Source organism: Streptomyces sp. NPDC001406 (assembly GCF_042895285.1).
Classification (GTDB): Bacteria; Actinomycetota; Actinomycetes; order Streptomycetales; family Streptomycetaceae; genus Streptomyces.
On record NZ_JBIAWG010000005.1, the window covers coordinates 109,328 to 134,033 of the forward strand.

Genomic DNA, 24,706 nt, shown 5'->3' on the forward strand with positions numbered 1-24,706 from the left:
CGATCCGTAAACGCCGGTTTGTTGCGGTTTCGTGGGATTCTCATCGTATGACGCCGATCACTGAGGTGGAGGGGCGACGGGTCGCGCTCAGCAATCTGGAGAAGGTGCTGTATCCGGCGACCGGCTTCACCAAGGGCGAGCTGCTGCACTACTACGCGACCGTCGCAAAGGCCCTGCTTCCGCATCTCCGGGACCGGCCGGTGTCCTTCCTGCGGTACCCGGACGGGCCGGACGGTCAGGTGTTCTTCACCAAGAACGTGCCGCCCGGTACGCCCGACTGGGTCACCACCGCAGAGGTACCGCGGTCGGACGGGCCCGCGCGGATGGTGCTCGTGCAGGATCTGGCCTCGCTGATGTGGGCGTCGAACCTCGTCACCGAGTTCCACACGCCCCAGTGGGTGATCGAGGCGCCCGGGGAGGCGGACCGGCTCGTCTTCGACCTCGATCCCGGTGCCCCGGCGACGATCGTGCACTGCTGTGAGGTCGCGTTGTGGCTGCGGGCGCGGCTGGCCGACGACGGGGTCGAGGCGTATGCGAAGACGTCCGGGTCGAAGGGGCTGCATCTGCTCGCGGCGGTGCGGGGGGTGTCGTCGGAGCGGGCGTCGGAGTACGCCAAGGGGCTGGCTGTGGAGGCGGAGCGGGCGCTGCCCAGGCTGGTGGTGCACCGGATGACGCGGAGTCTGCGGCCCGGGAAGGTGTTCGTGGACTGGAGCCAGAACGCCGGGCGGAAGACCACGGCGGCTCCGTACACCCTGCGGGCGCGGCGTGAGCCGGCCGTCTCCACTCCGGTGACGTGGGAGGAGGTCGAGGAGTGCCGGGAGGCGGGGCGGCTGGCCTTCCGGGCGGGGGACATCGCGCCGCGGTTGCAGGACTTCGGGGATCTGCTGGCGCCGTTGCTGGATGCGGAGCGCGCGAGCCCGTTGCCGTGAACGCCGCGTTCAGCGGGCAGAGCGAACTCACCGAGCCCACCGGACCCACCGGACCCACCGGACCCGCCGGAAGGCGCTCACCCTCCCCCTCACCAGCCGACCACCCGCAGCCGAACCCCCGACCAGCCCTCACACCCTCGACCACGTGTTCCGGTCCCGGGCCATCGCATGCAACGCCTCCACATCCGCCGGCTTCAGCACACCCCCCAGCCGGGCCAGCCCCGCCAGCTCGGTGTCCTGCAGGACGCGGATCTCGCGGAGCGGGGCCGGGACGATGAGGGTCGCGGGGCCCGCCAGGGCCAGGACCGGGCGGACCTCGGCCGTCAGGGCGTACGACGCCCGGTCGGCGTCGGCGCGGACGCGGCGCAGCAGCGGGCGTGGCTCACGGCGGCCCAGGGCGACCATGGGGTCGGCCACCAGGACCCGCTGCTTGCGGGCGTAGAGGGCGTACAGGGCGAACAGCCCGCCGGGGCCGATGACCAGATGGTGGATGCGGTCGCCGCCGGGCAGCGGGACCGAGTGCAGCGCGTGCCAGCCCACGCCGTCCAGGCGGTCCAGGGCCTCGCCCACCGCCTGCTCGGCCAGCAGGGCCCGGCGGCGCGGGTCCGGGCGGAGGCGGTGGGGCGGGGCCGGGTCCCGGTCCAGGGCCACGAGGAGGGCCTCGCCGGGGCGGTTCGGGGCCAGGTCGTCGTCGGGGTGGAGCGAGAGGCGGGCGAGCTCCGCCGGTGTCGGGACCGGGGGCGGGCCCACCAGTACCGGGCCGGTCAGGAAGGGGCCCAGCGCCTCCATCACGTCCTCCCTGCTCTCCTCGCTGAGCAGGTTGACCCGGGCCGCCTCACGGTCGTACCAGGCGATGTTCCTTCCGTCCGTGAGACAGACGTACAGCCGTTCCTGGCCGTGCCGCCAGACCGGCACGACGCGCAGTCCGCTCATGTGCCATCACCCCTCGACCATGGGAACAGGAGGGGTGCTTCAGGGGCAAGAACCCGGCTACCTTTGAGACCAGTTGGGAGGGGCAGGTGGGGAGGCGCCGTTGCGGACCCGCAGGAAGCAACCCGACGTACCGGCTCCGGACAGCCCCTGGAGCGAGATAGTGCCCGGTCTGTGGATGGGCGGGCACGAGTTCAAGGGGCCCTCGGGGCTGGAGCTCGCCGTCGTCCGGGACGAGTTCGATCTTGTGCAGACCTTGCTGAGGCTGCCGGGGCACGGGCCGGACCCCGGTGTGGAGCACCATGTGTGGGCGATACCGGACGGTCCGCTGGACGGCACCCAGCTCGCCGGTGTCATGCGGCTGGCCCGGGCCGCGGGCGACGCACTGGACGCGGGGCGGAGCGTGCTCGTGCGGTGTTACAGCGGCTACAACCGCTCGGGGCTGGTGGTCGCGCACGCCCTGGTCGGCCGGGGGCACTCCGCCGAGGAGGCCATCCGGCTCATCCGCAGCCGCCGCTCCCCCTGGGCCCTGCACAACGAGCTGTTCGTCGACTATCTGCGCACGGGCCTGCCGACCGTCCGGCTCCTGGAGGAACTGACCGAGTAGCGAAGCCCTGCCGCTCGAAGCCCTGCCGCTGAGCCCGCCGCCGGGACCGCCAAGTAGCGGGATAACCGTTTCTCCGGACGAATAGGGTGTACGGCGCCACCGATCGATCCGAGCCACAGGAGTACCGTGCCTTTCAGCCGTCCCGCGCGCACCGCTCTCTCCGCCGTCGCCGTCGGCCTTCTCGCGGCGACGGCGGCAGCCTGCGGCGACATGGGCGAACTGCGACGCGACGGTGCGACCCCCACCGCGATCAGCCCCGTGAAGCTCTGGCCGGATCTGCGGCCGGCGTCCAGCCCCGCCTACAAGTACGACGAGGGGGCGACCGAGGTGGTGAAGGGCTTCACCGATCCCGGCCGGGACATCCGCAAGATCGATCCGGTGGCCGTCGTACGGGCGGAGATCGCCGCGCACCCGGCCGACTACGGCGCCAAGGGCCCGTACCACGAGACGGCAGCACGGATGGACGAGTGCGGCAAGGGCGGCAAGGGCGGCCGGTGCCCGCTGCTGAAGGCGTACTACCGGGACCTGACCGGCGACGGCCGGGAGGACATGACGCTGGGCTTCCGGCTGTTGCCGACCAACCAGACCGCCGTGCGCGTCTACGCCTTCGAGGGGGACCGGCTGGTCCAGGTCATGTCCGACAACGACGCGATCATCGGGGTCGAGCTCGCCGGACGGGCGGTGATCGTGCGCTCTCCGGCCGGGATCACCGGCTACGAGTACCGCACGACCTGGGAGTGGGACCAGAGCCAGCACGCGATGGTGTTCACGCGCGACGAGTTCCTGCGCACCGGCCGGCGCAAGCAGTCGCCCACCCCGTCCGCCTCGCCCTCCGCGAGCGGGCGATGAGGATGAGCCTGCCCCAGTGGACCGGGACGCTCGCGGCGAAGTCCGCCGCGTTCATCGCGGTGATGTGCTGTGCGCTGGCCGCCCTGCTCGGCATCCTGGTGCATGTCTCGGTGACCAACCAGACCGTCGGCCAGGCCCGGGACCTGGCGCTGGACCGGCTGGCGGACGCGACCAGGGCGTACCAGGCCGGGGACGCGCTGCTGCCCGGCGCCGGGGTGGACCCCGCCGGGCTGCCGGAGCCGCTGCGGACGCTGGCGGTGGCCGGGGACCGGGGCACGATGGTCGCGGTCCATCGCGGGCGCCCCACGATGTGGGCGGCGGGCCCGGCCGACGGCAGGCGGGCGCTGGCCGTCGAGGTCGACTACTCGCAGCAGGCCCGCACCATCGCCGGACTGGACCGGTCGATCCTGTGGTCGTCGGGGCTGGCGATCACGGTGACCCTGATGATCGGCGCGTTCGCGGTGACCCGGGTGACCCGGCGGCTGCACGGCACGGCACGGGTGGCCCGGCGGATCAGCGCGGGCGACCTGGACGCGCGCGTGAACGACCCGCGGACGAAGGACGTGGCGCGCTCCCACGACGAGGTGGCCGCGGTCGCCGCCGCGCTGGACTCGATGGCGTCGTCGCTGCAGAGCAAGCTGCTGAGCGAGCAGCGGTTCACCGCGGACGTGGCGCACGAGCTGCGCACCCCGCTGACCGGGCTGCACGCGGCGGCCGAGCTGCTGCCGCCGGGCCGCCCGACGGAGCTGGTGCGGGACCGGGTGGCGGCGCTGCGCACGCTCACCGAGGACCTGCTGGAGATCTCCCGGCTCGACACCGGGCGGGAGCGGCTGGACCTGGACACGGAGGAGCTGGGCGCGCTGGCCCGGCGGGTGGTGTGCGGGTCGGGCACCGACACCGAGGTGAAGGTCGTACGCGACGTCCGGGTGGAGACCGACCGGCGCCGGCTGGAGCGGGTGCTCGGGAACCTGGTGGCCAACGCGCACAAGCACGGGCGGGGCCCGGTGGTGCTGACGGTGGACGGTCCGGTCGTGGTCGTACGGGACCACGGGGACGGTTATCCGGACTACCTGGTGGAGCACGGACCGCAGCGCTTCCGCACCGAGGGCGGGGCGAAGGGTCATGGGCTCGGGCTGACCATCGCGCTGGGCCAGGCGGAGGTGCTCGGCGCCCGGCTGACCTTCGCCAACGCCCTCGACGACGGCGCGGTGGCCACGCTGACGCTGCCGTCGGCGCCGCCGACGGCCGGTCCGGGGGCGTCCGAGGCGAGGTGACGGGACCTTGTCCGGGACTCGCCACGCTGGCGTCGGCCACAGGACGCGCAAGGCGCCCCATTTAGGTAAGTTCCGGACATGACGAAGGCCGGAACCACCGTGGCGGCAAGGCAGGCCCCCGCGTCCGATGCACGTCTCCCCCGGCGCCGTGGCATCGAACTCGCCCTGATCGTGCTGGCCGTACTGCTGTCCCTGTACGGCTACTGCGACGTCGGCCTGGCGAAGACCGGCACCGTCCCGCCCGGTGCCGTCGGCTACGGCGCCGGGCTCGGCGTGCTCGCCCTGCTCGCGCACATCGCGGTCCGCGTCCGGGCCCCGTACGCCGATCCCCTCCCGCTGCCCATCGGCGTGCTGCTCAACGGCCTCGGCCTGGTCCTCATCTACCGGCTCGACCTGGAGACACCCGGCGACCGGGCCGCCCCCGCCCAACTCGTCTGGTCCACGCTCGGCGTGGCGCTGTTCATCGTGGTGGTGCTGCTGCTGCGCGACCACCGGGTGCTCCAGCGCTACGCGTACGTCAGCGTGGTCACCGCCCTCGCCCTGCTCATGGTGCCGATTCTCTTCCCGGCCGTGAACGGCGCCCACATCTGGATCCTGTTCGCCGGATTCTCCATCCAGCCGGGCGAGTTCGCGAAGGTGCTGCTCGCGGTGTTCTTCGCCGCGTACCTGGCGGCCAACCGCAACGCGCTCGCCTACGCGGGCCGCCGGATCTGGTTCGTGCAACTGCCCACCGGCCGGGTCCTCGGCCCAGTCCTCGCCATCTGGCTGATCAGCGTGGGCGTCCTGGTCCTGGAGCGGGACCTCGGCACCTCGCTGCTCTTCTTCGGCCTGTTCGTCGTCCTGCTGTACGTGGCCACCGGCCGCACCGGCTGGATCGCGGTCGGCCTGCTGCTCGCGGTGCTCGGCGCGGTCGCCGTCGGCTGGCTGGAACCGCATGTGCACAGCAGGGTCCAGGACTGGCAGCACCCGTTCGCCACGATCGAGGCGGGCCTCGGCCCCAACCAGCTCGCCCAGTCCCTGTTCGCCTTCGCCGCGGGCGGGATCCTCGGCGCGGGGCTGGGTCTCGGCCACTCCATCCTGATCGGCTTCGCGGCCAAGTCGGACTTCATCCTGGCGACGGCCGGCGAGGAGCTGGGCCTGGCCGGCCTGTCGGCGATCTTCATCCTCTACGGCCTCCTCGTGGAGCGCGGCTACCGGGCCGGGCTCGCGCTGCGCGACCCCTTCGGCCGGCTGCTCGCCCTCGGCCTCGCCTCGATCGTGGCGCTGCAGGTGTTCGTGATCGCGGGAGGGGTGACCGGGCTGATCCCGCTGACCGGCATGGCCATGCCGTTCCTGGCGCAGGGCGGCTCCTCCGTCGTCACCAACTGGACGATCGTGGCCCTGCTGATCCGGGTCAGCGACTCGGCCCGCAGCCAGTACGACGGCCGGGTGGCCCCGTGACCAAGTACATGCGGCACGCCGCCGCGTTCTGCGCCCTGCTGATGGTGGCGCTGCTCGTCAACGCCGCCCGCGTGCAGGTCGTCCAGGCCCCCTCCTACGACGGGAACACGGCCAACCGCCGCTCCGCGATCGCCCGTTACGGCCAGCCGCGCGGCGACATCCTGGTCGACGGCATCCCGGTCACCGGCTCCAAGGACACCGGCGAGCAGCTCCGCCACGAACGGACCTACCGGAACGGGCCGTTGTACGCCCCGGTGACCGGCTTCGCCTCGCAGGTGTACGGCACGACGTTCCTGGAGCACGCCGAGGACGGCATCCTGTCCGGCACCGACCCGATGCTGTCGCTGTTCCCCCTGTGGAACGACGTCACGCGGGTGCGGAACCGGCCCGGGGACGTCGTCACGACGCTCAACCGGGCCGCACAGGAGGCGGCGTACCGGGGGCTCGGCGTGCGCAAGGGCGCGGTGGCGGCCGTCGAGCCGTCGACCGGCCGGATCCTGGCGCTGGTGTCCACCCCCTCGTACGACCCCGCCGAGCTGTCCGGGAACGGCGACCGGGTGACCTCGGCCTGGGCGCGGCTCAACGACGACCCGGAGCAGCCGATGCTCAACCGGGCCGTACGGCAGACCTATCCGCCGGGTTCCACCTTCAAGGTGGTCACCGCGGCGGCGGCGCTGGACGCGGGGGTCGTCAGCAACCTGGACGCGCCCACCGACTCCCCCGTCCCCTACAAGCTGCCGGGCACGAGGACGCGTCTGACGAACGAGTCCGACGACTGCGAGGACAGCTCGGTGCGGGCCGCGTTCGAGTGGTCGTGCAACACGGTCTTCGCGAAGCTGGGCGTGGACGTGGGGCTCGAAGCCATGGCCTCGACGGCCCAGGCCTTCGGCTTCAACGACACCGGCCTGAAAATCCCCTTCTCGGTCGCGCCGAGCACCTTCGACACCCAGGTGGACAAGGCGCAGTTGGCTCTGTCGTCCATCGGCCAGTACAACACGCGGGCCACGCCGCTCCAGATGGCGATGGTCGCGGCGGCCGTCGCCAACGGCGGGCAGGTGCGGACGCCGTATCTGGTGGAGCGGACCGTCCGCAGGGGCGGCGAGACGGTCGCGACGACCGGTTCCCGTCCGATCCGCCAGGCGATGAACCCGGCGACGGCCGTGCGGATGCGGGAGCTGATGACCGACGTGGTGCGGGAGGGCACCGGCGCCAACGCCGCGATCCCCGGCGCCACGGTCGGCGGCAAGACCGGCACCGCCCAGCACGGCATCGGCAACTCCGGTGTGCCGTACGCCTGGTTCGTGTCGTGGGCGCAGCGCGACGACCAGCTGGAGCCGAGGGTGGCGGTGGCCGTGGTGGTGGAGGACGCGGCGGCGGACCGCGGGGACATCAGCGGGGGCGGGGACGCGGCACCGATCGCGAAGGCGGTGATGAAGGCGGTTCTCGACTCGTGAGACGGGGGCTACCGCGGGCCAGTGTCCCGACCTACCGTTCGGTCATGACCTCATCCGCAGCCGCGTACGAACTCGCCCAGGTCAATATCGCCCGACTCAAGTTCCCGTTGGATTCACCCGAGTTGAAGTACTTCGTCGATGCGCTCGACCCCGTGAACGCCGTGGCGGACGCCGCCGACGGATTCGTGTGGCGCCTGCAGAGCGACTCCGGCAACGCGACCGACGTCCCCGTACTCGGGGACGAGTGGCTGGTCATCAACATGTCGGTGTGGCGGGACACCAACGCGCTCACGGCTTTCATGTACCAGGGGCAGCACCGGGAGTTGCTGGCTCGGCGGCGATGGGGGTCCCCCTGCTCGAACGAAGTTGAGAGCTTGGGGGAGGTTCGAGCGGGTCGAGGAAGCGATGGCCACGCTGTGGTGGGTGCCGGCGGGGCATCGGCCTACGGTGGGGGAGGCGGAGGAGCGGTTGCTGCACCTACGGGCCAACGGCCCGACACCGTACGCCTTCACCCTCCGGACGTCGTTCCCGGGGAGGGCATCGGCGCCGGTGCTCGGCGAGGTGCCGGAGGGGCTGGGCTGCGGTGTCTAGCGGCGGCGGTTGATCGCAGTGAGGTCGATCTCGATGGGGAACGGGACGGTCGACTCAAGCTTGTCGTGGAAGATTCCGGTCAGGCCGTAGGTCTGGGTCGCGGGGTCGAGTTCGTAGACGTAGACCACCGGAAGGCCCTCGTTCTCCTCGACGCGCCAGTAGTGCGGAATGCCCGCCTGCGCGTATTTCCGCGGTTTCACCTCCCGGTCTCGCTCCTCCGAATCCTCCGACACGACCTCGACTGCGATCACGACGTCTTCCGGCCGATACCAGGTCTGCTTCGGACCGGTGTCGGCCCCCGCACGGAAGACGAGGACGTCGGGCTCCGGACGGTTGCGCTTGTTGAGCTTGATGGTCATCTCCCGGATGACATCCAACTCGTCCGGCACCTGATCCAGCAGAGTGTGCTCCAGCAAGCGCATGGCACGTGAGTGGAAACTGGTCTGCGGACTCACGAAGACAAGACTCCCGTCGATCAGCTCCGTGTGCGGAGGAAGATTGGGAAGCTTGTCGAGGTCGTCCGCCGTCCAGCCACCCTCCGGTGGACGAGCCCACTCGTAGTCCTCGTCCAGCCCGTAGTCACGTGCGGCGCTCATGATTGCTCCCATACGCCGGAGTCTGCCTGGCAGAGTCAGCGTACCCAGAGGAATATGCCGATTCGCCCATCGATCGAGTGATCAACCGATGAGCCGTTGACCCTCGTCGATCGCCTCCTCCACCTCCGCAACCCGCTCCCGCTCCTCCACCGCGAAGCGCTCCGCGTCCAGGTGTTCGGCGATCTCCTCGTCCTGGGCCATCAGCAGGTCCAGGTTGGAGTCGCCCATCTCCAGCACGCCCATGTCGACATAGGCCCGCTGGAGGCGCTCGCCCCACAGGCCGATGTCCTTCACGCAGGGCACGATGCGGCTGAACAGCAGCTTGCGGAAGAGCTGGAGGAACTCGGAGCGCTCGCTGAGCTCCTCGGCCTCCGCCTTGGGGATGCCGAAGTTCTCCAGGACCTCGACCCCGCGCAGCCGGTCGCGCATCAGATAGCAGCCCTCGATGACGAACTCCTCGCGCTCACGCAGTTCGGCGTCGGTGAGCTGCTTGTAGTAGTCGCGCAGCGCCATGCGGCCGAAGGCCACGTGCCGGGCCTCGTCCTGCATGACGTAGGCCAGGATCTGCTTGGGCAGGGGCTTGTCGGTGGTGTCCCGGATCATGCCGAAGGCGGCCAGCGCGAGCCCCTCGATGAGGACCTGCATGCCCAGGTAGGGCATGTCCCAGCGGCTGTCGCGGAGGGTGTCGCCGAGCAGGGACTGGAGGTTGTCGTTGATCGGGTAGAGCATCCCGATCTTCTCGTGCAGGAAACGCCCGTAGATCTCGGCGTGCCGGGCCTCGTCCATTGTTTGGGTCGCGGAGTAGAACTTGGCGTCCAGGTCGGGGACGGACTCCACGATCCGCGCCGCGCAGATCATCGCGCCCTGCTCGCCGTGCAGGAACTGACTGAACTGCCAGGAGGCGTAGTGCTGCCGCAGGTCGCCCTTGTCCTTGTCGGTGAGCTTCGCCCAGTACTTGCTGCCGTACAGGGACATCGCCTCGTCGGGGGTGCCGAGCGGGTCGTACGGGTCGACCTCCAGGTGCCAGTCGATCCGCTTCTGTCCGTCCCACTGCTTGTCCTTGCCCTTCTGGTAAAGGGCGAGCAGTCGGTCACGGCCGTCGTCGTACTCCCAGCTGAACCGGGCCGCTCCGGTCGCGGGCACCTGCCAGTGGGGGTCTCCCGGGTGCTTGGCGTACAGGTCGTTGGTCGGCATACCCGCAGGCTCACACGTAGACGGCGAGTCAACAAGTCATGCGCAAGGGATTGACGGTCTTACTGACAGGCAGTCTCATAAGAGTCGACATACGTACCCCCGGGTAACGAGGTGAGGGAGTTATGACGACCCTGACGGAAGCCGACGCGGTCGAGGGTCTGCGCGACGCGCTGGGCCTGCTCAAGGACCGCGAGCAGGTGGCCGAGCGGCTGCTCGTATCTTCCGCCAAGCACTCCTTCGACCCCGACAAGGAGCTGGACTGGGACGCGCCCTTCGAGGAGGGCAAGTGGTTCTGGCCGCCGGAGCTGGTGTCGCTGTACGGCACGCCGCTGTGGAAGCGGATGAGCGAGGAGCAGCGGATCCTGCTCTCCCAGCACGAGTCGGCGGCGCTGGCCTCGCTGGGCATCTGGTTCGAGATCATCCTGATGCAGCTGCTGGTGCGGCACATCTACGACAAGGCGGCGACGAGCGCGCACGTCCGGTACGCGCTCACCGAGATCGAGGACGAGTGCCGGCACTCCAAGATGTTCGCCCGGCTGATCTCGCGGGGCGACGCGCCCTGGTATCCGGTGAGCCCGGCTCACCTGGCGCTGGGCCGCGTCTTCAAGACGATCTCCACCACCCCGGGTTCCTTCACCGCCACGCTGCTCGGCGAGGAGGTCCTCGACTGGATGCAGCGGCTGACGTTCCCCGACGAGCGGGTCCAGCCCCTCATCCGCGGGGTGACCCGTATCCACGTGGTCGAAGAGGCCCGTCACGTCCGCTACGCCCGCGAGGAACTCCGCCGCCAGATGCTGACGGCTCCCCGGTGGTCCCAGGAGTTCACCCGGGTCACCTCCGGCGAGTTCGCCCGTGTGTTCTCGGTGGCCTTCGTGAACCCCGAGGTCTACACCAACGTGGGCCTGGACAAGCGGGAGGCGATGGCCCAGGTGAAGGCCAGCGCCCACCGCCGCGAGGTGATGCAGACGGGAGCGAAGCGCCTGACGGACTTCCTGGACGACATCGGGGTGCTGCGGGGCGTGGGCCGACGCCTGTGGAAGTCCTCGGGGCTGCTGGCCTAGGGGGTGTCGTTTGGATCAGTCCGACCGTGACGAACGGTGCGGACCGGCCGACCCGAGCGGGGTCATGGGGGTCCCTCCCGCTCGAAGAGCTTGGGGGAGTGCGTGCCAGGGCCCGCGACGCCGGCATGATCCAAACGACACCCCCAGGGCCGGCCCGGGGCCTGTCCTCCCGGACTCACAGATGAGCCAGGATCTGGCGTGCGGGGTGACCGAGGGCGTCGGCGATCTCGGTCAGCTCGGCGTCCGTCAGCCAGGCCCGGTCAGGGTGGAGGACCGCGAGCCGGAATCTCGCGAACCCCATCGGCCAGTCGTAGACCAGGTCGTTCAGCGAGATTCCGGCGCCGCAGCAGGGGACGGTGACGTCGAGCGTGGCGAAGCGGTCCTCGAAACGCTCCGTGATGGCCTCGCCCAGCCAGGTTCCGGTGTGCAGGTCCGCGCCGCAGCGGGGGCAGGTGACCCGCTCCAGGTTCGCGAAGCAGTGCACCACCTCCACGGTGTCGTGCCACAGCGACTCAAGGCCCCGTCGTCCCTGCTCGGAGAGCATCCCAGCGAGTGCCGCGGCGGCTCGGTCCGCCGCCGCGCGCTCCGGTTGCCAGTACGGATCCTCCGGGATCACGATCAGCCAGTTGTCGCTCATCCCCCACCTCCGGCCGTCACCGTAGCGCCGCCACGGTTACGCTGCGGGACATGACCCCGCCGGCCACCACCCCCGCCTACCGTCGCCTCAGTGTCGAGGAGCGGCGGCGCCAGCTGCTCGACACGGCGCTCTCGCTCTTCGCGCACCGCGCCCCGGAGGACGTGTCGCTGGACGACGTGGCGGAGGCGGCCGGAGTCTCGCGGCCGCTGGTCTACCGGTACTTCCCGGGCGGCAAGCAGCAGCTGTACGAGGCCGCGCTCAGGTCCGCCGCCGAGGAGCTCCAGCAGTGCTTCGACGAGCCCCGCCAGGGCTCCCTCCTCCCCCGCCTCGCCCGCGCCCTGGACCGCTACCTCACCTTCGTCGACGAGCACGACGCCGGCTTCAGCGCGCTGCTCCAGGGCGGCAGCGTGGTCGAGACCTCGCGGACCACCGCCATCGTGGACGGCGTGCGCCGGGCCGCCGCCGAGCACATCCTCAGCCACCTCGGCGTCACGGACCCGGGCCCGCGTCTGCGCATGACCGTGCGGATGTGGATCACGGCCGTGGAGGCGGCCTCCCTGATCTGGCTCGACGAGGACAAGCAGCCCCCCGCCGACGAGCTCCGCGACTGGCTGGTCGAGCAGTTCGTGGCCGTCCTGACGGTCACCGCCGGCCGCGACCCGCAGACGGCCGCCCTCGTCGCGACGCTGTCGACGGATGGCTGAGACTGGTGCCGTGAAGACACAGGACACCCCCTTCGAGGGCGGGCCCATGGACGGGCGCGTGCTCCCCGTGCTGGTGGGACCCACCGGCCACCCCCCGAAGACGTACCGCATCCCGGTCCCGGACGCGCACGGCGGCAGGCCCACCGTCCTCGTCTACCGCCGCGTCCCGCGGGGGCACAGCAAGCGGCTCGGGCTGGTGCAGTCGTGGAAGTACGCGTACGACCCGGAGGGCAGGAAGGGCGGCCGGCTGAAGTGGCCCTGGTCGAAACCCGGCATCGAGCCAGACGCCACGCCGTCCGGCAACCGGGATGACACCCACGGGTGAAGCCGTTGCACCGAACCGCGTACGTTCGACGCGCGAGTCGCACCACCACGTCTATTTCTCACGGTGTGGAGAGAAGCGGAAGGCCCGCCCTCCCCGGTCCGGAGGTGACGACGTGTCAGAAAGGTTTCTGCGCCTGGCTTGCACGGCCGCGGTGGCGGCCCAGGCCATGCTCGCGCCCATTCCCGCGGCGGCCGCGCCCGGCCCGCAGCGCCCGGTGTCCCAGCTGCTGACGGACCTTCAGCGGCTGTATCGGCAGGCCGAACAGGCCACCGAGACCTACAACGCCACCGGGGAGAAGCTGAAGAAGCAGCGCGCCCGGGTGGAGCGGTTGGACGGCGAACTCGCCCGTGCCCGGCTCGCCCTGCTCGGCAGCCGCAGCGCGGCCGGACGGCTGGCCCGGCAGCAGTACCAGGGCAGCACCGGGATCTCCTCGTACGTACGGCTCCTCCTCGCCGACGACCCGCAGCACGCCCTCGACGCGGGACATGTCATCGGGCAGTTGTCACGGGAGCGGGCCGAGACGGTGGGGCGGCTCGTGGGCAGCGAGAAGAGGAAGGAGGACCTGGCGAGGGAGGCCCGCAAGGCTCTCGACAGGCAACTCAGCCTCGCCGAGCGGCAGAAGAAGCAGCGGGACGACGTGCGCAAGCGGCTCGGCGACGTCGAGGAGATGCTCGCCTCGCTCAGCCGCGACCAGCTGGCCGCGCTCGCCGAGTTCGAGCGCATCGGGATCGCGGGCGCGCAGCAGAAGGTCATGGCGTCCGGCGCCCTCAGCAGCGTGCGGGCCCCCTCGAAGCAGGGCGACGAGGCCGTGCGCTATGCGGTGGCCCAGCTCGGGAAGCCGTACCAGTGGGGTGCGGTGGGCCCGTCGGCGTACGACTGCTCGGGGCTGACCTCCCAGGCCTGGGAGCACGCCGGGACGCCCATCCCGCGGACCAGCCAGGAGCAGTGGGCCCGGCTGCGGCACGTTCCGCTGCGCGAGCTGCGGCCCGGTGACCTCGTCGTGTACTTCCCGCAGGCCACGCATGTCGCCCTCTACCTCGGCGACGGAAGGGTCGTACAGGCACCGCGGCCCGGCGCCAAGGTCAAGGTGTCGCCGATCGCGGCCAACCCGGTGCTCGGCGCCGTACGCCCCGACCCGGGCGGGGAGCCCCTGCCGCGCTACACGCCGCCGAAGCTCCCCCGCGGTGCCCTGAAGGGCGCCGACCAGGGTTACGCCCCGGCCGCGGCTCCGGCCACGGCGGCGAGGTAGGCCTCGGTCTTCTCGGGCTCGTAGAAGAAGTTCTCGAAGTCGGCCGGATCGTTGAAGGCGTTGGCGAACCGGTCGGCCACCGGCTGGAGCAGGCCCGCCGCCCCGATCAGGTCGAGGATGTGCTCCGGCGGCGGGGCCAGCATGGCGTTCGTCCACTTGGTCACGTGCTGGGCCGTGTTCCAGTAGCGGTCGAACGTCTGCTGCATCCAGGCCTCGTCGAACTCCTTCTCGCCCTGCTCCAGGATCGAGGCGAGGTACGAGGCCGCGCACTTGGACGCCGAGTTGGAGCCCTGGCCGGTGATCGGGTCGTTGGCGACGACGACGTCCGCGACGCCCAGCACGAGGCCGCCGCCGGGGAGGCGGCCGATGGGGTTGCGGACGGTGGGGGCGTAACGGCCGGCGAGGGTGCCGCCCGCGTCGGTCAGTTCGACGCCCTTGGCCCGGTCGTGCTCCCAGGGCGTGTACTTCTCCATGAGTTCCAGGGTCAGGGAGAGGTGCTCGGCCGGGTCCTTGACGCCGTTGAAGGCGTCCAGCGGGCCACCCGGGATGCCTTCCCAGAACAGGATGTCCGCGCGGCCCGACGTGGTCAGCGTCGGCATGACGAACAGCTCCCCGACGCCGGGGACCAGGTTGCAGCGGACCGCGTAGAACTCCGGGTGCTCGGGGCGCGGGCCCATGCCGTGCACGTACGCCACCGCCAGCGCGCGCTGCGGCTCGCTGTACGGCGAGCGGGCGGCGTCCCGGCCGAACATGGAGACCAGCTCGCCCTTGCCCGCGGAGATCAGCACCAGGTCGTAGGCGCGGGAGAAGTAGTCGAGGTCGGAGACCGCCGCGCCGTGGATGACCAGTTGGCCGCCGCGCTGGGCGAAGGTCTCCATCCAGCCGGCCATCTTCACCCGCTGGTCGACCGACTGCGCGAACCCGTCGAGCCTGCCGACCCAGTCGATCGCGCGGGCCGCGGGGCCCTCGCTCCAGGAGCCGGGGGCCGCGACCGAGACACCGAGTCCTTCGATCTTCGGGGCCTGGGACTCCCAGAAGTTCAGCTGGAGATCGCGCTCGTGCTGCAGCGCCGTGTGGAACATGCACTGCGTCGACATGACCCGGCCGGAGCGGATCTCGTCCGCGGTCCGGTTCGACATCAGGGTGACCTCGTACCCGTGCGACTGGAGTCCGAGGGCGAGCTGGAGTCCGGACTGGCCGGCTCCGACGACGAGTATCTTGCGCATGCGGGTGGTGCCTCCTACGGCTTGGGGGCTACTCGGGGGTTTCTTCGAGCGCGTGGGCGACGAGGGCCAGGAGGGTCTCGATCACCGAGATCCGGTGGCGCGCATCCATGATCATTACAGGGATGTGCGCGGGGATCGTCAACGCCTCGCGAACGTCCTCCGGTTCGAACAGCTCGCTGCCGTCGAAGTGGTTGACCGCGACGATGTACGGCAGCCCGCAGCTCTCGAAGTAGTCCAGCGCGGGGAAGCAGTCCTTGAGGCGGCGGGTGTCGGCCAGGACCACGGCGCCGATCGCGCCGCGCACCAGGTCGTCCCACATGAACCAGAACCGCTGCTGACCCGGCGTGCCGAACAGGTAGAGCACCAGGTCGTCGTCGAGAGTGATGCGGCCGAAGTCCATGGCCACGGTGGTGGTGAGCTTGTCGGGCGTGGCGGTGAGGTCGTCGGTGGCCTCGCTCGCCTCGGTCATCAGCGCCTCGGTCTGCAGCGGCGTGATCTCCGAGACGGCGGTGACCAGCGTCGTCTTGCCGACACCGAAGCCACCCGCCACGACTATCTTCGTGGCTATCGGGGCTCGGGTGCGGTCCGTCTGCCAGGACCTCAGATCCTCGTCGGGTTCGTCGAGGCCGACGAGGGGAGCGACGCCATGAGCGGCGTCAGAGACGACGGAGTCCACTCAGCACCCTTTCCAGCAGAGCGCGGTCCGGGCGGCCCACTCCGTGGCCGGTGCCGGTTCCGTACACACGGATCTTTCCCTGGTCCGCGAGATCGCTCAGGAGGACGCGGACCACGCCGAGCGGCATCTGCAGCAGCGCGGCGATCTCGGCCACCGTACGCATACGGCGGCACAGTTCGACGATGGCCCGCATCTCCGGCATGACCCGGGTGTTGAGCGAACCGTTCGTCAGTTCCTTGCGCCCCTCGGGGGCCTCCAGTGCCGCCGTGCTGGCTACGAACGTCTCCACGAGGAGGACGTGGCCGAAGCGGGTGCGGCCGCCGGTGAGCGAGTAGGGGCGGACCCGGGCGGGCTTGCGGTCGCCGCCGCGCACCGGGAGCTGCCTCTTCTTCGAGGAGTCGCTCATCGGGCGCTCCCCGGCGCCTGGGACTCCAGCGATTTTCGGAGTTCGCTGCGGAGTTCGGGCGTCAGGACGTGGCCGGCCCTCCCGACGAAGAGCGCCATGTGGTACGCCACGACGCTCATGTCGCAGTCCGCGGAGCCGTGCACGCCGAGCAGCGAGCCGTCGCTGATCGACATCACGAAGAGGCTGCCCTCGTCCATCGCGACCATCGTGTGCTTGACCCCGCCGAACTGCATCAGCCGGGCGGCGCCGACGGTGAGGCTGCCGAGGCCGGAGACGATGGCGGCGAGGTCGGCGGACGAGCCGCGGGGGCCGGTCCGCCTCTCGGTGCGGGCCTCTCTGGCCTGGGCGTTCCGTCCGGGGTCCGAGGAGAGCAGGAGCAGGCCGTCGGAGGAGACCACGGCGACCGACTGGATGCCCGGCACCTCCTCGACCAGGTTCGTCAGCAGCCAGTGCAGGTTACGGGCCTCACTGCTCAGTCCGAAGGTACTGGGCGCGGTCAACTGCTTGCCTCCTCGACTGTGCCCCCCGTGACATCTCCGGCGTGTGCTGGTGCTGCGTCCGGCCGCTCGTTCTGGGCCGTCTCTTCGGCGATCTCCGCCTCCACGTCCCTGCGGCCCTCTTCCGCCCCCCGACGGAAGCCGCCGAGACGCCGCCGGAGGGCTTCGGCGTCGACGGAGCCGGTCCGCTGGCGCGGGGCGCGGTCCGGGGAGGTGATCTTCGGGGTTCGCTTGGGGAGGCCCTTGCTGGTGACCTCGTCCTCGATGTCCGCCCCTTCCACGTCCGCGGCCCCCGCCGCTTCCGTGGTTTCCGCCGCTGGTGCGGGCACGGCGGCCTCGTCGGGAGTCCGCTCGTGCGCGTCCGGCCCGATGGCGTACGGGTCGGTGACGGGCACCGGGGCCAGCAGCTCCATCGTGCTCTCGGCGGGAGCCTCGACCGGGACCTCGGCGGCAGTCCGGGCCGGAGCCTCGGTGGGAGTCCGGGCCGGAGCCTCGGCGGAAGGGCGGGCCGGGATCTCAGCGGCAGGCCGGGACGGGGCCTCGGTGAACGCACCAGTCGACGTCTCGGCAGAAGCCTGGTCCGGAGCCTCGGCGAACGCACCAGCCGGAGTCTCGGCAGAAGCCCCGGCCGCAGCCTCGGCGAAAGCACCGCCCGAAGTCCCGGCAGAAGCCCCGGCCGCAGCCTCAGCGGCAGTCCCGGACGCAGCCTCAGCGAAAGCACCGCCCGCAGCCTCAGCGGCAGCCCCGGCCGAAGCCCCAGCGAAAGCACCGCCCGAAGTCCCGGCAGAAGCCCCGGCCGCAGCCTCAGCGGCAGTCCTGGACGCAGCCTCGGCGAAAGTACCGGACCGAGTCCCGGCCGGGGTCGGCTTCTCGTCGGGCGTTTCCCGTGTGGCCTGTTCCGCCAGTGCCACCAGCGGATCGGTGTCCTTGGCGCGGCCGTGCAGGACGTTGGAGTTGACCTCGGCGTCCGCGCCGGGCAGGGAGAAGGTGTGGGTGCCGCTGGGCACGGTCGCGGTCGGCGGGACCGCCGTGGCCGGGGCCTGGGCCAGCAGCGCGCCGGGGAGGACCACGACCGCGGCGATACCGCCCTGCTTCTGCTCGCGCAGCTGGACGCGGGCGCCGTGCCGGTGGGCGAGGCGGGCGACGACGTACAGGCCGAGGCCCAGGCCCTCCTCGCCCTCCTGCTCGTACGGGGAGTCCGGGTCGAAGTCGGCGAGCCGGGCGTTGAAGCGGGCCAGGCACTCGCCGGTCATGCCGATGCCCTCGTCCTGCACGGAGAGCATGACCTCGCCGCTCTCCAGCAGCCAGCCGGAGACCTCGACGTGCACATCGGGCGGCGAGAACGAGGTGGCGTTCTCCATCAGCTCGGCCAGCAGGTGGGAGAGGTCGTCGGCGGCGAAGCCCGCGACGTGCGCGTGCGGCGGGAGTGCCGCGATACGGACCCGCTCGTAGCGCTCGATCTCGCTGACCGCGGCCCGTACGACGTCCACCAGCGGGACCGGGCCGTGGTGCTGCTGGACGTGCTCCGTACCGGCGAGGACCAGGAGGTTCTCGCTGTGCCGGCGCATGACCGTGGCGAAGTGGTCGAGCTTGAAGAGCGTGGAGAGGCGCTCGGGGTCCTGCTCGCGCTCCTCCAGGCCCTCGATGACGGCCAGCTGCCGCTCCACGAGCCCGAGGGTGCGCAGGGCCAGATTGACGAAGGTGCCGCCGATGCTGGCCCGCAGCCGCTCCAGCTGGGCCGCCGCGTCGGCGACCTCGGTGCGCAGCTCCTCGCGGGCGTCGGCCATCTTCTGGCGCTGGCCGACCAGGTGCTTGCGGTCGGACTCCAGCGTGGCGATGCGCTCGTGGAGGGCGGCGGCGTGCGCGTGCAGGGCGTTGACGGAGCGGACGACCTGGGCGAACTCGTCGTTGCGGCCGGTGAACTTGACGGGTTCCTCGCCGGCCGGGTTCTCCGACTCGGCCAGCCGGGCCGAGCCCCGGCGCAGCACCGACAGCGGGCGGGTCAGGGTGCGGGCCATGGCGGTCGCGACACCGACGGCGACCAGCATCAGGGCGCCGAGGACGGCGATGCGGATCTCCCACGCGGTGACGTCGTCGTCGCGCAGCTGGGCGAGGTCCTTGGTGCGGTGGTCGTAGAGGGCGGCCTCGGCGCCGCGCATCTGGTCGACGCGGGCGGACAGGGCGGCGTCCAGCTTCTTGGCGCTGATGCCGAGGTCGCTGTCGGAGAGCGTCGGCCCGTCGGTGAGCTGGGCGAGGTACTTCTCCGCGGAGTTCACCTCGGGGCCCGTGACCGTCGAGTCGTACGAGTCGACCGCGGACTTGGGCGCGGTGTCACGGAAGTCGGCGAGGGCGGTGTCGGAGCGCAGCCGGGCCTGCTGGGCGGCGGCGCTGAGGGCGTCGCGCTGCTTCTTGTCGGCCGCGGAGGTGGTGGCGGTCGTGGTGGGCAGGCCCGTGAGGGGGTCGATGACCGTCTGGGTGCTGCTCGGCACATTGAGGGCCGCGAGGAGCAGGCCGCGGGCGGCGGCGGACTGCTGGACGGCGGAGTCCAGCTCGGCGAGCGCGTAGGCGCCGGCGCCGGCCCGTGGGGGCATCTGCTCGGCCAGGTCCTCGGCGAGCCGGTGCAGCTCGCCGATCGCGGCCGAGTAGGCCTGGTGCGCCTCCAGCGCCGTGCTCTTGCCGGTGAGCGCGGCCCTGCGTACGGCCGCGATGCCGTCCAGGTCCGAGCGCAGCCAGGCGGGCGTGTCGGTGTCGGCGCGCAGATCCTCCACCTGCCGGTCGACACGGGCGCTGCGCTGCTCGGAGGGCGCCTTGGACTTGGGGCGGCCGGCCGCGACGTAGGAGGTGACCTCGTCGCGCTCGTCGGCGAGCGAGTGGGCGAGGGCGAGCGCGTCCTGGGTGCGCCCGGCGAGGGTCACCAGATCCTGGGAGTCACTCAGTTGCCCGGAGGCGGCGAGGACGGACGGGGCTCCGGCCCCGGCGATGGCGGCGGCCACCACGGCCACCGCGACGATCAGCCGGTTGCGTACGTGGGTCGGGCGTCCGGTGCCGACGGGAGTGCGCTCGACGCCCCCTTCGGAGGCCGTCTGCCTGGCTTTGCCCCGAGACCGCTTCTTCTGCACCGATGCTCGCATTCCTGAACTCGTCTACCCATGGGCCCGGGTGGCACCCCGTCGTTCCGGTGCCGAGCAATGCGTTCACCCTCCCCCACGCTCGGCTTCAGCTCACGCGCGGGACGCCCCCATCGGTCCCCGACCCTCCCAGCGCCGGTGGGCAGTGGTCGTGCATCACCTGACCGGCCACCCGAAGGAGTGAACATCGGAGGGGAGTTGGCAGGCAAGTTGCCGCGGCCGGTGCGGGGGTGATTACCGGCGGGCCGGTTGGACGCGGGACGCAGGCTTTGACAGGATTCGCCGACACGCCTTCTCGGAGTGCGTCATTCCATCCCAAACCAGGCGCCTGACCTGCGCCGCGGTGGCAATTCCGGGACCGTTGCCAGCCTTTGGCGAACACTGTGAAGGCCTCGTGCAGACTGGCCGAATGCGTACTGAAGTCGTATCGGAGCCCGGCAGCGCGGACCGCCCCAACGAGGACTTCGCCGGTGTCGGACTACCGGCCTGGGGGCAGGGGGGCTGCGTGATCGTCCTGGACGGGGTGACCCCGCCGGACAGCGGTACGGGCTGTCTCCATTCGGTCCCCTGGTTCACCGCGCGACTCGGCGGAGCCCTGACCGAACTGACCGTTTCCGACCGAGATCTGACGCTGCCGGAGATTCTTTCCGCGGCGATCGCCCGCACCGCGGAAACCCACGCGACCACCTGTGACCTTTCTCACCCGCGTACGCCCCAGGCCACGGTCGTCCTGGCCCGCTGGTCCACCGACACCGTCGAGTACCTGGTCCTCTCGGACTCCGCCCTCCTCCTGGAGTCCCCCGACGGCACGGTCACCCCCGTCCTGGACGACCGCCTCTCCCGGCTGCCCCGCGCGTCCCTGGTGAGCGACGCCGTCGCCGACGCCACGGTCCGCAACAGGGAGGGCGGCTTCTTCACGGCCGCCGCCGACCCCTCGGTCGCCTCCCGGGCGGTCACGGGCACGCTCCCGCGCGACGGGGTCCGCGCCCTGGCCGCCCTCACCGACGGGGCGACCCGCTGGGTGGAGAAGTTCCTTGAGGGCGACTGGAGGGACTGCTTCACCGTCGTACGGAAGGAGGGCGCGCGGGCGCTGGTGGAGCGCGTACGGGCGCTGGAGGCGGCGGACCGTGAGGAGCGGGCGTTCCTGCGGCGGAGCAAGACACACGACGACGCGACGGTGGTGTACGTGGAGCTGACCTGTCCGGCTACTTGTCCATGACGCCGTTCAACTCGTGCAGCAGCCGCGCCAGTTCCGCGACCTCCTGCCGGTCCCAGTGGGCGAGCTGGCTGACGTAGCGGGCGCGGCGGGCCTCACGGACCTTGCCGACGCGGCGGCGGCCCTCGGCGGTGAGGGCCACCAGCCAGGCACGCCCGTCCGCGGGGTCCGGCTCGCGCGCGACCAGGCCGAGCTCCTCCAGGGCACGCAGCTGGCGGGACATGGTGGCCTTGCCGACGCCGATGTAGGCGGCGAGTTCCGTGGCGCGATGGCCGCCGTGCTCGTCCAGGCGGACCAGGAGGCCGTACGCGGCGGACTCCAGGTCGGGGTGGACCTCGCGGGCCATCTCGCCCTGACTCGCGCGGGCACGCCGCAGCAACACCGTCAACTCGCGTTCCAGCGCCAGGAATTCCTGGTCTGCACCACTGGGTGTCACCTGGCCGGCGACGTGACGTCCGTCGCCGTTTCCGTCCTCGTGCACGTCAGCACCCCTGATCGGTTTCGCGGTCCTGAAAGTTTCTGCCAAACGCCGCCGTTGCCGCAGCTCCGTCAGTATTTCGCAGGCGTAGACCAACGGCAGCCTCCGGACCCCCTTTCCACCTGCCCGTCTACGTGCGTAGTTTCCTTGACAGGAAACTCATGGCATGCCCACGCCAGTGGGTCATCCGCGGTCCCCCACCCCTTCTTCGGGGTCCCCCACCCCATCCTCGGAGGCACGTCATGCCCGTGCACAGACCCGGTTCCATCCGCCCGCGCCCGCTCACGGCCGTCCTGGCCGTGCTCCTGGCGGCGCTCTCCCTCACCCTCCCGCTGTCCACCGCCGACGCCGCGACCACCCCCACGCGCGGCTCGGCGTACATGGGCATGGGCGTCCAGGCCCACGACGGCCGGGACGGCACGCCCAGCACCGGTGACGTCACCCAGACCGAGGGCGTCGACGTCTCCGGCTACCAGGGCAACGTCGCCTGGTCCACGCTGTGGAACAGCGGTGTCCGCTGGGCCTACACGAAGGCGACGGAAGGCACGTACTACACGAACCCGTACTTCGCCCAGCAGTACAACGGCTCCTACAACGTCGGCATGATCCGCGGGGCGTACCACTTCGCCACCCCGGACACGACCAGCGGCGCGACCCAGGCCAACTACTTCGTCAGCCACGGCGGCGGCTGGTCCAGGGACGGCAAGACCCTGCCCGGCGCCCTGGACATCGAGTGGAACCCGTACGGCGCCGCCTGCTACGGGAAGTCGGCCGCCGGGATGGTGAGCTGGATCGCCGACTTCCTGAACACGTACAAGGCGCGCACGGGCCGGGACGCCGTGATCTACACGGCCACCAGCTGGTGGACCCAGTGCACCGGCAACTACGGCGGTTTCGCGGCGAACAACCCGCTGTGGATCGCCCGGTACGCCTCGGACCCCGGGACGCTGCCCGCCGGATGGGCGTACTACACGATGTGGCAGTACACCTCCTCCGGACCGACGGTCGGGGACCACGACAAGTTCAACGGGGCCCTGGACCGGGTGGTGGCGCTCGCCAACGGTTGATCGCGCACACCGGAGCACCGGGCCGGCGCGAGGACGCCGACCCGGTACTCCCGTGCTGTGTACGCCGCTCAGCCGACCAGGCCGGTCGGGTCCCGGGGCGCGTCGCCGGCCGGGGCCGTCCGCTGCTGCGGGAACGCCAGGTCCGCGGCTCCCGCCGGGCCGTCCGCCGCCCGCTCCACCGCGGCCCGCTCGGCCAGGGCGTTGACGGCCGCGTTGAACCGCTCAAGGGAGGTCGGGTGGTCCGGACCCAGGACGTACTCCTTGAGGGTGCGGCGCTCCGCGGCCATCGGGTCGTACCGCGGCTCACGGACCGAGCGCAGGATCTCCGGCAGCCGCTCGCAGGCGCGGTCGAGCAGTTGGGCGCCCCCGGCGGTGGTGTACGCGGCGCGGAACTCCTCGTCGGGCAGGTCGTGGGCGTTGGTCAGGACGTACGGCTTGAGACTGGCGACGAAGTCGGCGACCACGGAGGAGACGTCGCTGATGAGGACGTCCGCCTGGTTGAAGCACTCGTAGAGCGTCGGCAGCTGCTTGAGGACGACGTGGTGCCGGACCGGGCCCCGGCTCTCCCAGTACAGGCGGTGCCACTCGGCGTGCAGTTCCCACCACTCGGCGGCGCCGTCCCGGTCGGGGACCCGCGCGTCACGGATCTGCTGGGCGTCGTCACCGTCGTGGTGTCCGGCCAGTTCGTCGAGCCGGGCCCTGATCTCCCGCAGCCGGGGCGCGGCGGCGGTGACGGCCGCCTCCGCCGCCGCGGCCTCGCGCCGCTCGTTGTCGGCCCGCAGCAGCTCCCGTACGGCCCGGTCGGCCTCGGCCGCCTCGGGCGAGCGCTTGCCGGTGAGCGGGTGCGGCTTGTAGACGACGCGCACGTTCTCCGTGAGAAGGCGCTCGACCAGGGCCACGCCCATCGGTATCAGCGAGGTGTGGCAGTCGTCGTCGCTCCAGCCCTCCCAGGTGGGGGCGTAGAGCACGGTCGGCAGCGGGCCCGGCGTGTGGTCGGCGTGCAGCCGGATCGGGGCCAGCTGGGGCCGGCCCACCTCGACGATCGCCTCGTCGCTGATGGCGTGCCGCACCCGCCGGTAGCGGTCGCGGCCCGCCCGTCCGGCCACCCAGATCTCGTCGTACACCTTGCTGACCCGGTTGCTGCTGGCGAGCTTGTCGCTGTCGCCGTGGCCGATGAACACGTGCTTGGCCTCGGCGATGCGCAGCATGTGCACGTTCTTGCCTGCGTTGCCGGGATACAGCACGACACGGACGCCGGACAGTTCCAGCTCGGCCAGGTCGTCGGCCTTGGGCACGCAGACCACCGGGATCCAGGTACGGCTCAGATGGCGGAACGAGGCCCGCTCGCGCAGCACGATCACCGGGCGCAGGTCGAGCCGCTCCAGCGTCTCGATCCACATGTTGACCTGGTACATGAAGTCCCGGGACACGGAGGCGAAGCTGAAGTACAGGGCGACCTCGGGCCCGTACGCCGCCAGCTGCCGGTTGACCTCGGCGAACACCTCGTCCCGGGCCGGCATCCGGCGGACCCGGCGGTACTGCCCCAGCAGGGCCACCACGGCCGCCACGGACAGCCCGGCCGTCAGCGCGAAGCCGACGCCCGCCGGGTACCAGACCCCCGCCGCCAGCGCGGTGAGCAGTCCCGCGTGGGCCGGCACGTCGAGGTGGAGCAGCTTGCGCAGGAAGCGCCGGTAGAGAACGGCGGGCGGGCGCCGCGGGACATCCAGTGCGCTCAGGTCGAGGTTGCGCACCACCAGCGGCAGCACCCGTCGCAGCCGGATGGCGTGGTGGGCGGCCGAGTACAGCATCACCAGCGCGAAGTGCGCGCTGAAGACGGCCAGCGCGGCGACCAGCACCCGGTCCGGCGCGTCCGTCCGGCTGGCCAGCGCGAGCAGCATCACCGTGCGGACCGCGAACCGCAGGGTGCGGTTGAGCTGCAGCGTCGCGAGCCTGCGGACGAAGCCGGGCGCCCGGGTGTGCAGCACCTCGTCCACGACATAGGTCACGGCCGACGCCACGGCGAACCCCGCGACCGACGGCAGCAACGCGAAGACGGGCAGCGCGGCGAAGCCGGCCCCGAGCAGGAGCACGAGGAGCAGGTCGGTCGTCCCGCGTACCCGCAGCACTCCGCACAACCGACGAATGATCACGGACAAGGCGTTCCCCCCACGG

At 71.4% G+C, this 24,706-nt stretch carries 23 protein-coding genes and 1 pseudogene; 13 read left to right on the plus strand and 11 right to left on the minus strand.

Annotated elements, in window-relative coordinates:
* Window positions 1-47 precede the first annotated feature (47 nt).
* The gene (ligD, locus tag ACFY1J_RS13525; RefSeq protein ID WP_390708896.1) at window positions 48-929 is read left to right on the plus strand and encodes a non-homologous end-joining DNA ligase; all 882 of its coding nucleotides are present in this window, start codon (window positions 48-50) and stop codon (window positions 927-929) included.
* Between the two features lie 129 nt (window positions 930-1,058).
* On the opposite strand, the gene ACFY1J_RS13530 is transcribed toward ligD, so the two are convergent.
* On the minus strand, window positions 1,059-1,862 hold the full coding sequence (locus tag ACFY1J_RS13530) for a nuclease-related domain-containing protein (protein WP_390708895.1): 804 nt from the start codon (window positions 1,860-1,862) through the stop codon (window positions 1,059-1,061).
* 100 nt (window positions 1,863-1,962) lie between these two features.
* Between ACFY1J_RS13530 and ACFY1J_RS13535 the strand changes: the two genes are divergently transcribed.
* The 6 genes and pseudogenes from ACFY1J_RS13535 (at window position 1,963) to ACFY1J_RS13560 (ending at window position 8,074) form a co-directional block, all read left to right on the plus strand.
* Entirely contained in the window at window positions 1,963-2,466 is a 504-nt protein-coding gene (locus ACFY1J_RS13535; protein WP_390708894.1) for a protein phosphatase, read from the plus strand.
* Between the two features lie 126 nt (window positions 2,467-2,592).
* Complete coding sequence (locus ACFY1J_RS13540) at window positions 2,593-3,315, plus strand: hypothetical protein (protein ID WP_390708893.1); 723 nt, start codon at window positions 2,593-2,595, stop codon at window positions 3,313-3,315.
* The gene (locus tag ACFY1J_RS13545) at window positions 3,312-4,589 is read left to right on the plus strand and encodes an ATP-binding protein (RefSeq protein WP_390731249.1); all 1,278 of its coding nucleotides are present in this window, start codon (window positions 3,312-3,314) and stop codon (window positions 4,587-4,589) included. Before ACFY1J_RS13540 ends, ACFY1J_RS13545 begins: the two co-directional genes overlap by 4 nt.
* 78 nt (window positions 4,590-4,667) lie before the next feature.
* Window positions 4,668-6,029 (plus strand): FtsW/RodA/SpoVE family cell cycle protein, encoded by a 1,362-nt coding sequence (locus ACFY1J_RS13550; RefSeq protein WP_390708891.1) that lies wholly within the window; start codon window positions 4,668-4,670, stop codon window positions 6,027-6,029.
* A complete protein-coding gene (locus ACFY1J_RS13555; RefSeq protein ID WP_390731250.1) occupies window positions 6,026-7,483 on the plus strand; it encodes a penicillin-binding transpeptidase domain-containing protein in 1,458 nt (485 codons plus the stop codon). The genes ACFY1J_RS13550 and ACFY1J_RS13555 overlap by 4 nt, the downstream gene beginning before the upstream one ends.
* 44 nt (window positions 7,484-7,527) lie before the next feature.
* Window positions 7,528-8,074, plus strand: a pseudogene (locus ACFY1J_RS13560) (DUF3291 domain-containing protein).
* On the opposite strand, the gene ACFY1J_RS13565 reads toward ACFY1J_RS13560, so the two are convergent.
* Together ACFY1J_RS13565 and ACFY1J_RS13570 are read right to left on the minus strand one after the other, a co-directional pair.
* Window positions 8,071-8,670, minus strand: coding sequence for a Uma2 family endonuclease (locus tag ACFY1J_RS13565; RefSeq protein ID WP_390708889.1), 600 nt, complete (start codon window positions 8,668-8,670; stop codon window positions 8,071-8,073). The pseudogene ACFY1J_RS13560 and the gene ACFY1J_RS13565 sit on opposite strands and share 4 nt — an antisense overlap.
* An 81-nt stretch (window positions 8,671-8,751) precedes the next feature.
* The gene (locus ACFY1J_RS13570; RefSeq protein ID WP_390708888.1) at window positions 8,752-9,864 is read right to left on the minus strand and encodes a ferritin-like domain-containing protein; all 1,113 of its coding nucleotides are present in this window, start codon (window positions 9,862-9,864) and stop codon (window positions 8,752-8,754) included.
* A gap of 122 nt (window positions 9,865-9,986) precedes the next feature.
* Between ACFY1J_RS13570 and ACFY1J_RS13575 the strand changes: the two genes are divergently transcribed.
* Window positions 9,987-10,925, plus strand: coding sequence for a diiron oxygenase (locus tag ACFY1J_RS13575; RefSeq protein ID WP_390708887.1), 939 nt, complete (start codon window positions 9,987-9,989; stop codon window positions 10,923-10,925).
* Window positions 10,926-11,100: 175 nt separating this feature from the next.
* Here the strand turns inward: ACFY1J_RS13575 and ACFY1J_RS13580 are convergent, their stop codons facing one another.
* Window positions 11,101-11,562 carry a hypothetical protein gene (locus tag ACFY1J_RS13580; protein WP_390708886.1) on the minus strand — a complete coding sequence of 154 codons (462 nt, stop codon included), beginning with the start codon at window positions 11,560-11,562 and terminating at the stop codon, window positions 11,101-11,103.
* A gap of 50 nt (window positions 11,563-11,612) precedes the next feature.
* Between ACFY1J_RS13580 and ACFY1J_RS13585 the strand changes: the two genes are divergently transcribed.
* The 3 genes from ACFY1J_RS13585 to ACFY1J_RS13595 all read left to right on the plus strand — a co-directional run bounded on the left by ACFY1J_RS13585 (window position 11,613) and on the right by ACFY1J_RS13595 (window position 13,840).
* Window positions 11,613-12,266: a TetR/AcrR family transcriptional regulator gene (locus tag ACFY1J_RS13585; protein ID WP_390708885.1), complete on the plus strand. Its 654-nt coding sequence runs from the start codon at window positions 11,613-11,615 to the stop codon at window positions 12,264-12,266.
* A 10-nt stretch (window positions 12,267-12,276) separates the two neighbouring features.
* A complete protein-coding gene (locus ACFY1J_RS13590) occupies window positions 12,277-12,591 on the plus strand; it encodes a hypothetical protein (RefSeq protein WP_363294195.1) in 315 nt (104 codons plus the stop codon).
* Between the two features lie 112 nt (window positions 12,592-12,703).
* Window positions 12,704-13,840, plus strand: a complete 1,137-nt coding sequence (locus ACFY1J_RS13595) for an NlpC/P60 family protein (protein WP_390708884.1) — start codon at window positions 12,704-12,706, stop codon at window positions 13,838-13,840.
* Here ACFY1J_RS13595 and ACFY1J_RS13600 read toward each other — a convergent pair.
* Genes ACFY1J_RS13600 through ACFY1J_RS13620 form a run of 5 tightly spaced genes read right to left on the minus strand, consistent with a single transcriptional unit; the run spans window position 13,801 to window position 19,776 of the window.
* Entirely contained in the window at window positions 13,801-15,066 is a 1,266-nt protein-coding gene (locus ACFY1J_RS13600) for a styrene monooxygenase/indole monooxygenase family protein (RefSeq protein WP_390708883.1), read from the minus strand. The genes ACFY1J_RS13595 and ACFY1J_RS13600 overlap by 40 nt on opposite strands.
* 28 nt (window positions 15,067-15,094) lie before the next feature.
* Window positions 15,095-15,742: an ATP/GTP-binding protein gene (locus ACFY1J_RS13605; RefSeq protein ID WP_390708882.1), complete on the minus strand. Its 648-nt coding sequence runs from the start codon at window positions 15,740-15,742 to the stop codon at window positions 15,095-15,097.
* Complete coding sequence (locus ACFY1J_RS13610; RefSeq protein WP_390708881.1) at window positions 15,723-16,148, minus strand: DUF742 domain-containing protein; 426 nt, start codon at window positions 16,146-16,148, stop codon at window positions 15,723-15,725. Before ACFY1J_RS13610 ends, ACFY1J_RS13605 begins: the two co-directional genes overlap by 20 nt.
* Window positions 16,145-16,648: a roadblock/LC7 domain-containing protein gene (locus ACFY1J_RS13615; protein WP_390708880.1), complete on the minus strand. Its 504-nt coding sequence runs from the start codon at window positions 16,646-16,648 to the stop codon at window positions 16,145-16,147. Before ACFY1J_RS13615 ends, ACFY1J_RS13610 begins: the two co-directional genes overlap by 4 nt.
* Window positions 16,645-19,776 carry a nitrate- and nitrite sensing domain-containing protein gene (locus ACFY1J_RS13620; protein WP_390731251.1) on the minus strand — a complete coding sequence of 1,044 codons (3,132 nt, stop codon included), beginning with the start codon at window positions 19,774-19,776 and terminating at the stop codon, window positions 16,645-16,647. Before ACFY1J_RS13620 ends, ACFY1J_RS13615 begins: the two co-directional genes overlap by 4 nt.
* A gap of 406 nt (window positions 19,777-20,182) precedes the next feature.
* Between ACFY1J_RS13620 and ACFY1J_RS13625 the strand changes: the two genes are divergently transcribed.
* Window positions 20,183-20,992, plus strand: coding sequence for a protein phosphatase 2C domain-containing protein (locus ACFY1J_RS13625; protein WP_390708878.1), 810 nt, complete (start codon window positions 20,183-20,185; stop codon window positions 20,990-20,992).
* Here ACFY1J_RS13625 and ACFY1J_RS13630 read toward each other — a convergent pair.
* Window positions 20,979-21,470: a MarR family winged helix-turn-helix transcriptional regulator gene (locus tag ACFY1J_RS13630; RefSeq protein ID WP_390708877.1), complete on the minus strand. Its 492-nt coding sequence runs from the start codon at window positions 21,468-21,470 to the stop codon at window positions 20,979-20,981. The two genes, ACFY1J_RS13625 and ACFY1J_RS13630, sit on opposite strands and share 14 nt — an antisense overlap.
* Before the next feature lie 239 nt (window positions 21,471-21,709).
* Between ACFY1J_RS13630 and ACFY1J_RS13635 the strand changes: the two genes are divergently transcribed.
* Window positions 21,710-22,534: a lysozyme gene (locus tag ACFY1J_RS13635; RefSeq protein ID WP_390731252.1), complete on the plus strand. Its 825-nt coding sequence runs from the start codon at window positions 21,710-21,712 to the stop codon at window positions 22,532-22,534.
* Between the two features lie 68 nt (window positions 22,535-22,602).
* Here ACFY1J_RS13635 and ACFY1J_RS13640 read toward each other — a convergent pair whose 3' ends face one another.
* A complete protein-coding gene (locus tag ACFY1J_RS13640) occupies window positions 22,603-24,684 on the minus strand; it encodes a hypothetical protein (RefSeq protein WP_390708875.1) in 2,082 nt (693 codons plus the stop codon).
* Between the last annotated feature and the right edge of the window lie 22 nt (window positions 24,685-24,706).

Excerpts from the sequence above, each read along its gene's own strand:
- ligD (WP_390708896.1), top strand. The coding sequence starts at position 48 with ATGACGCCGATCACTGAGGTGGAGGGGCGACGGGTCGCGCTCAGCAAT.
- ACFY1J_RS13530 (WP_390708895.1), bottom strand. The coding sequence starts at position 1,862 with ATGAGCGGACTGCGCGTCGTGCCGGTCTGGCGGCACGGCCAGGAACGG.
- ACFY1J_RS13545 (WP_390731249.1), top strand. The coding sequence starts at position 3,312 with ATGAGGATGAGCCTGCCCCAGTGGACCGGGACGCTCGCGGCGAAGTCC.
- ACFY1J_RS13550 (WP_390708891.1), top strand. The coding sequence starts at position 4,668 with ATGACGAAGGCCGGAACCACCGTGGCGGCAAGGCAGGCCCCCGCGTCC.
- ACFY1J_RS13565 (WP_390708889.1), bottom strand. The coding sequence starts at position 8,670 with ATGAGCGCCGCACGTGACTACGGGCTGGACGAGGACTACGAGTGGGCT.
- ACFY1J_RS13570 (WP_390708888.1), bottom strand. The coding sequence starts at position 9,864 with ATGCCGACCAACGACCTGTACGCCAAGCACCCGGGAGACCCCCACTGG.
- ACFY1J_RS13575 (WP_390708887.1), top strand. The coding sequence starts at position 9,987 with ATGACGACCCTGACGGAAGCCGACGCGGTCGAGGGTCTGCGCGACGCG.
- ACFY1J_RS13580 (WP_390708886.1), bottom strand. The coding sequence starts at position 11,562 with ATGAGCGACAACTGGCTGATCGTGATCCCGGAGGATCCGTACTGGCAA.
- ACFY1J_RS13585 (WP_390708885.1), top strand. The coding sequence starts at position 11,613 with ATGACCCCGCCGGCCACCACCCCCGCCTACCGTCGCCTCAGTGTCGAG.
- ACFY1J_RS13600 (WP_390708883.1), bottom strand. The coding sequence starts at position 15,066 with ATGCGCAAGATACTCGTCGTCGGAGCCGGCCAGTCCGGACTCCAGCTC.
- ACFY1J_RS13610 (WP_390708881.1), bottom strand. The coding sequence starts at position 16,148 with ATGAGCGACTCCTCGAAGAAGAGGCAGCTCCCGGTGCGCGGCGGCGAC.
- ACFY1J_RS13620 (WP_390731251.1), bottom strand. The coding sequence starts at position 19,776 with ATGCGAGCATCGGTGCAGAAGAAGCGGTCTCGGGGCAAAGCCAGGCAG.
- ACFY1J_RS13625 (WP_390708878.1), top strand. The coding sequence starts at position 20,183 with ATGCGTACTGAAGTCGTATCGGAGCCCGGCAGCGCGGACCGCCCCAAC.
- ACFY1J_RS13635 (WP_390731252.1), top strand. The coding sequence starts at position 21,710 with ATGCCCGTGCACAGACCCGGTTCCATCCGCCCGCGCCCGCTCACGGCC.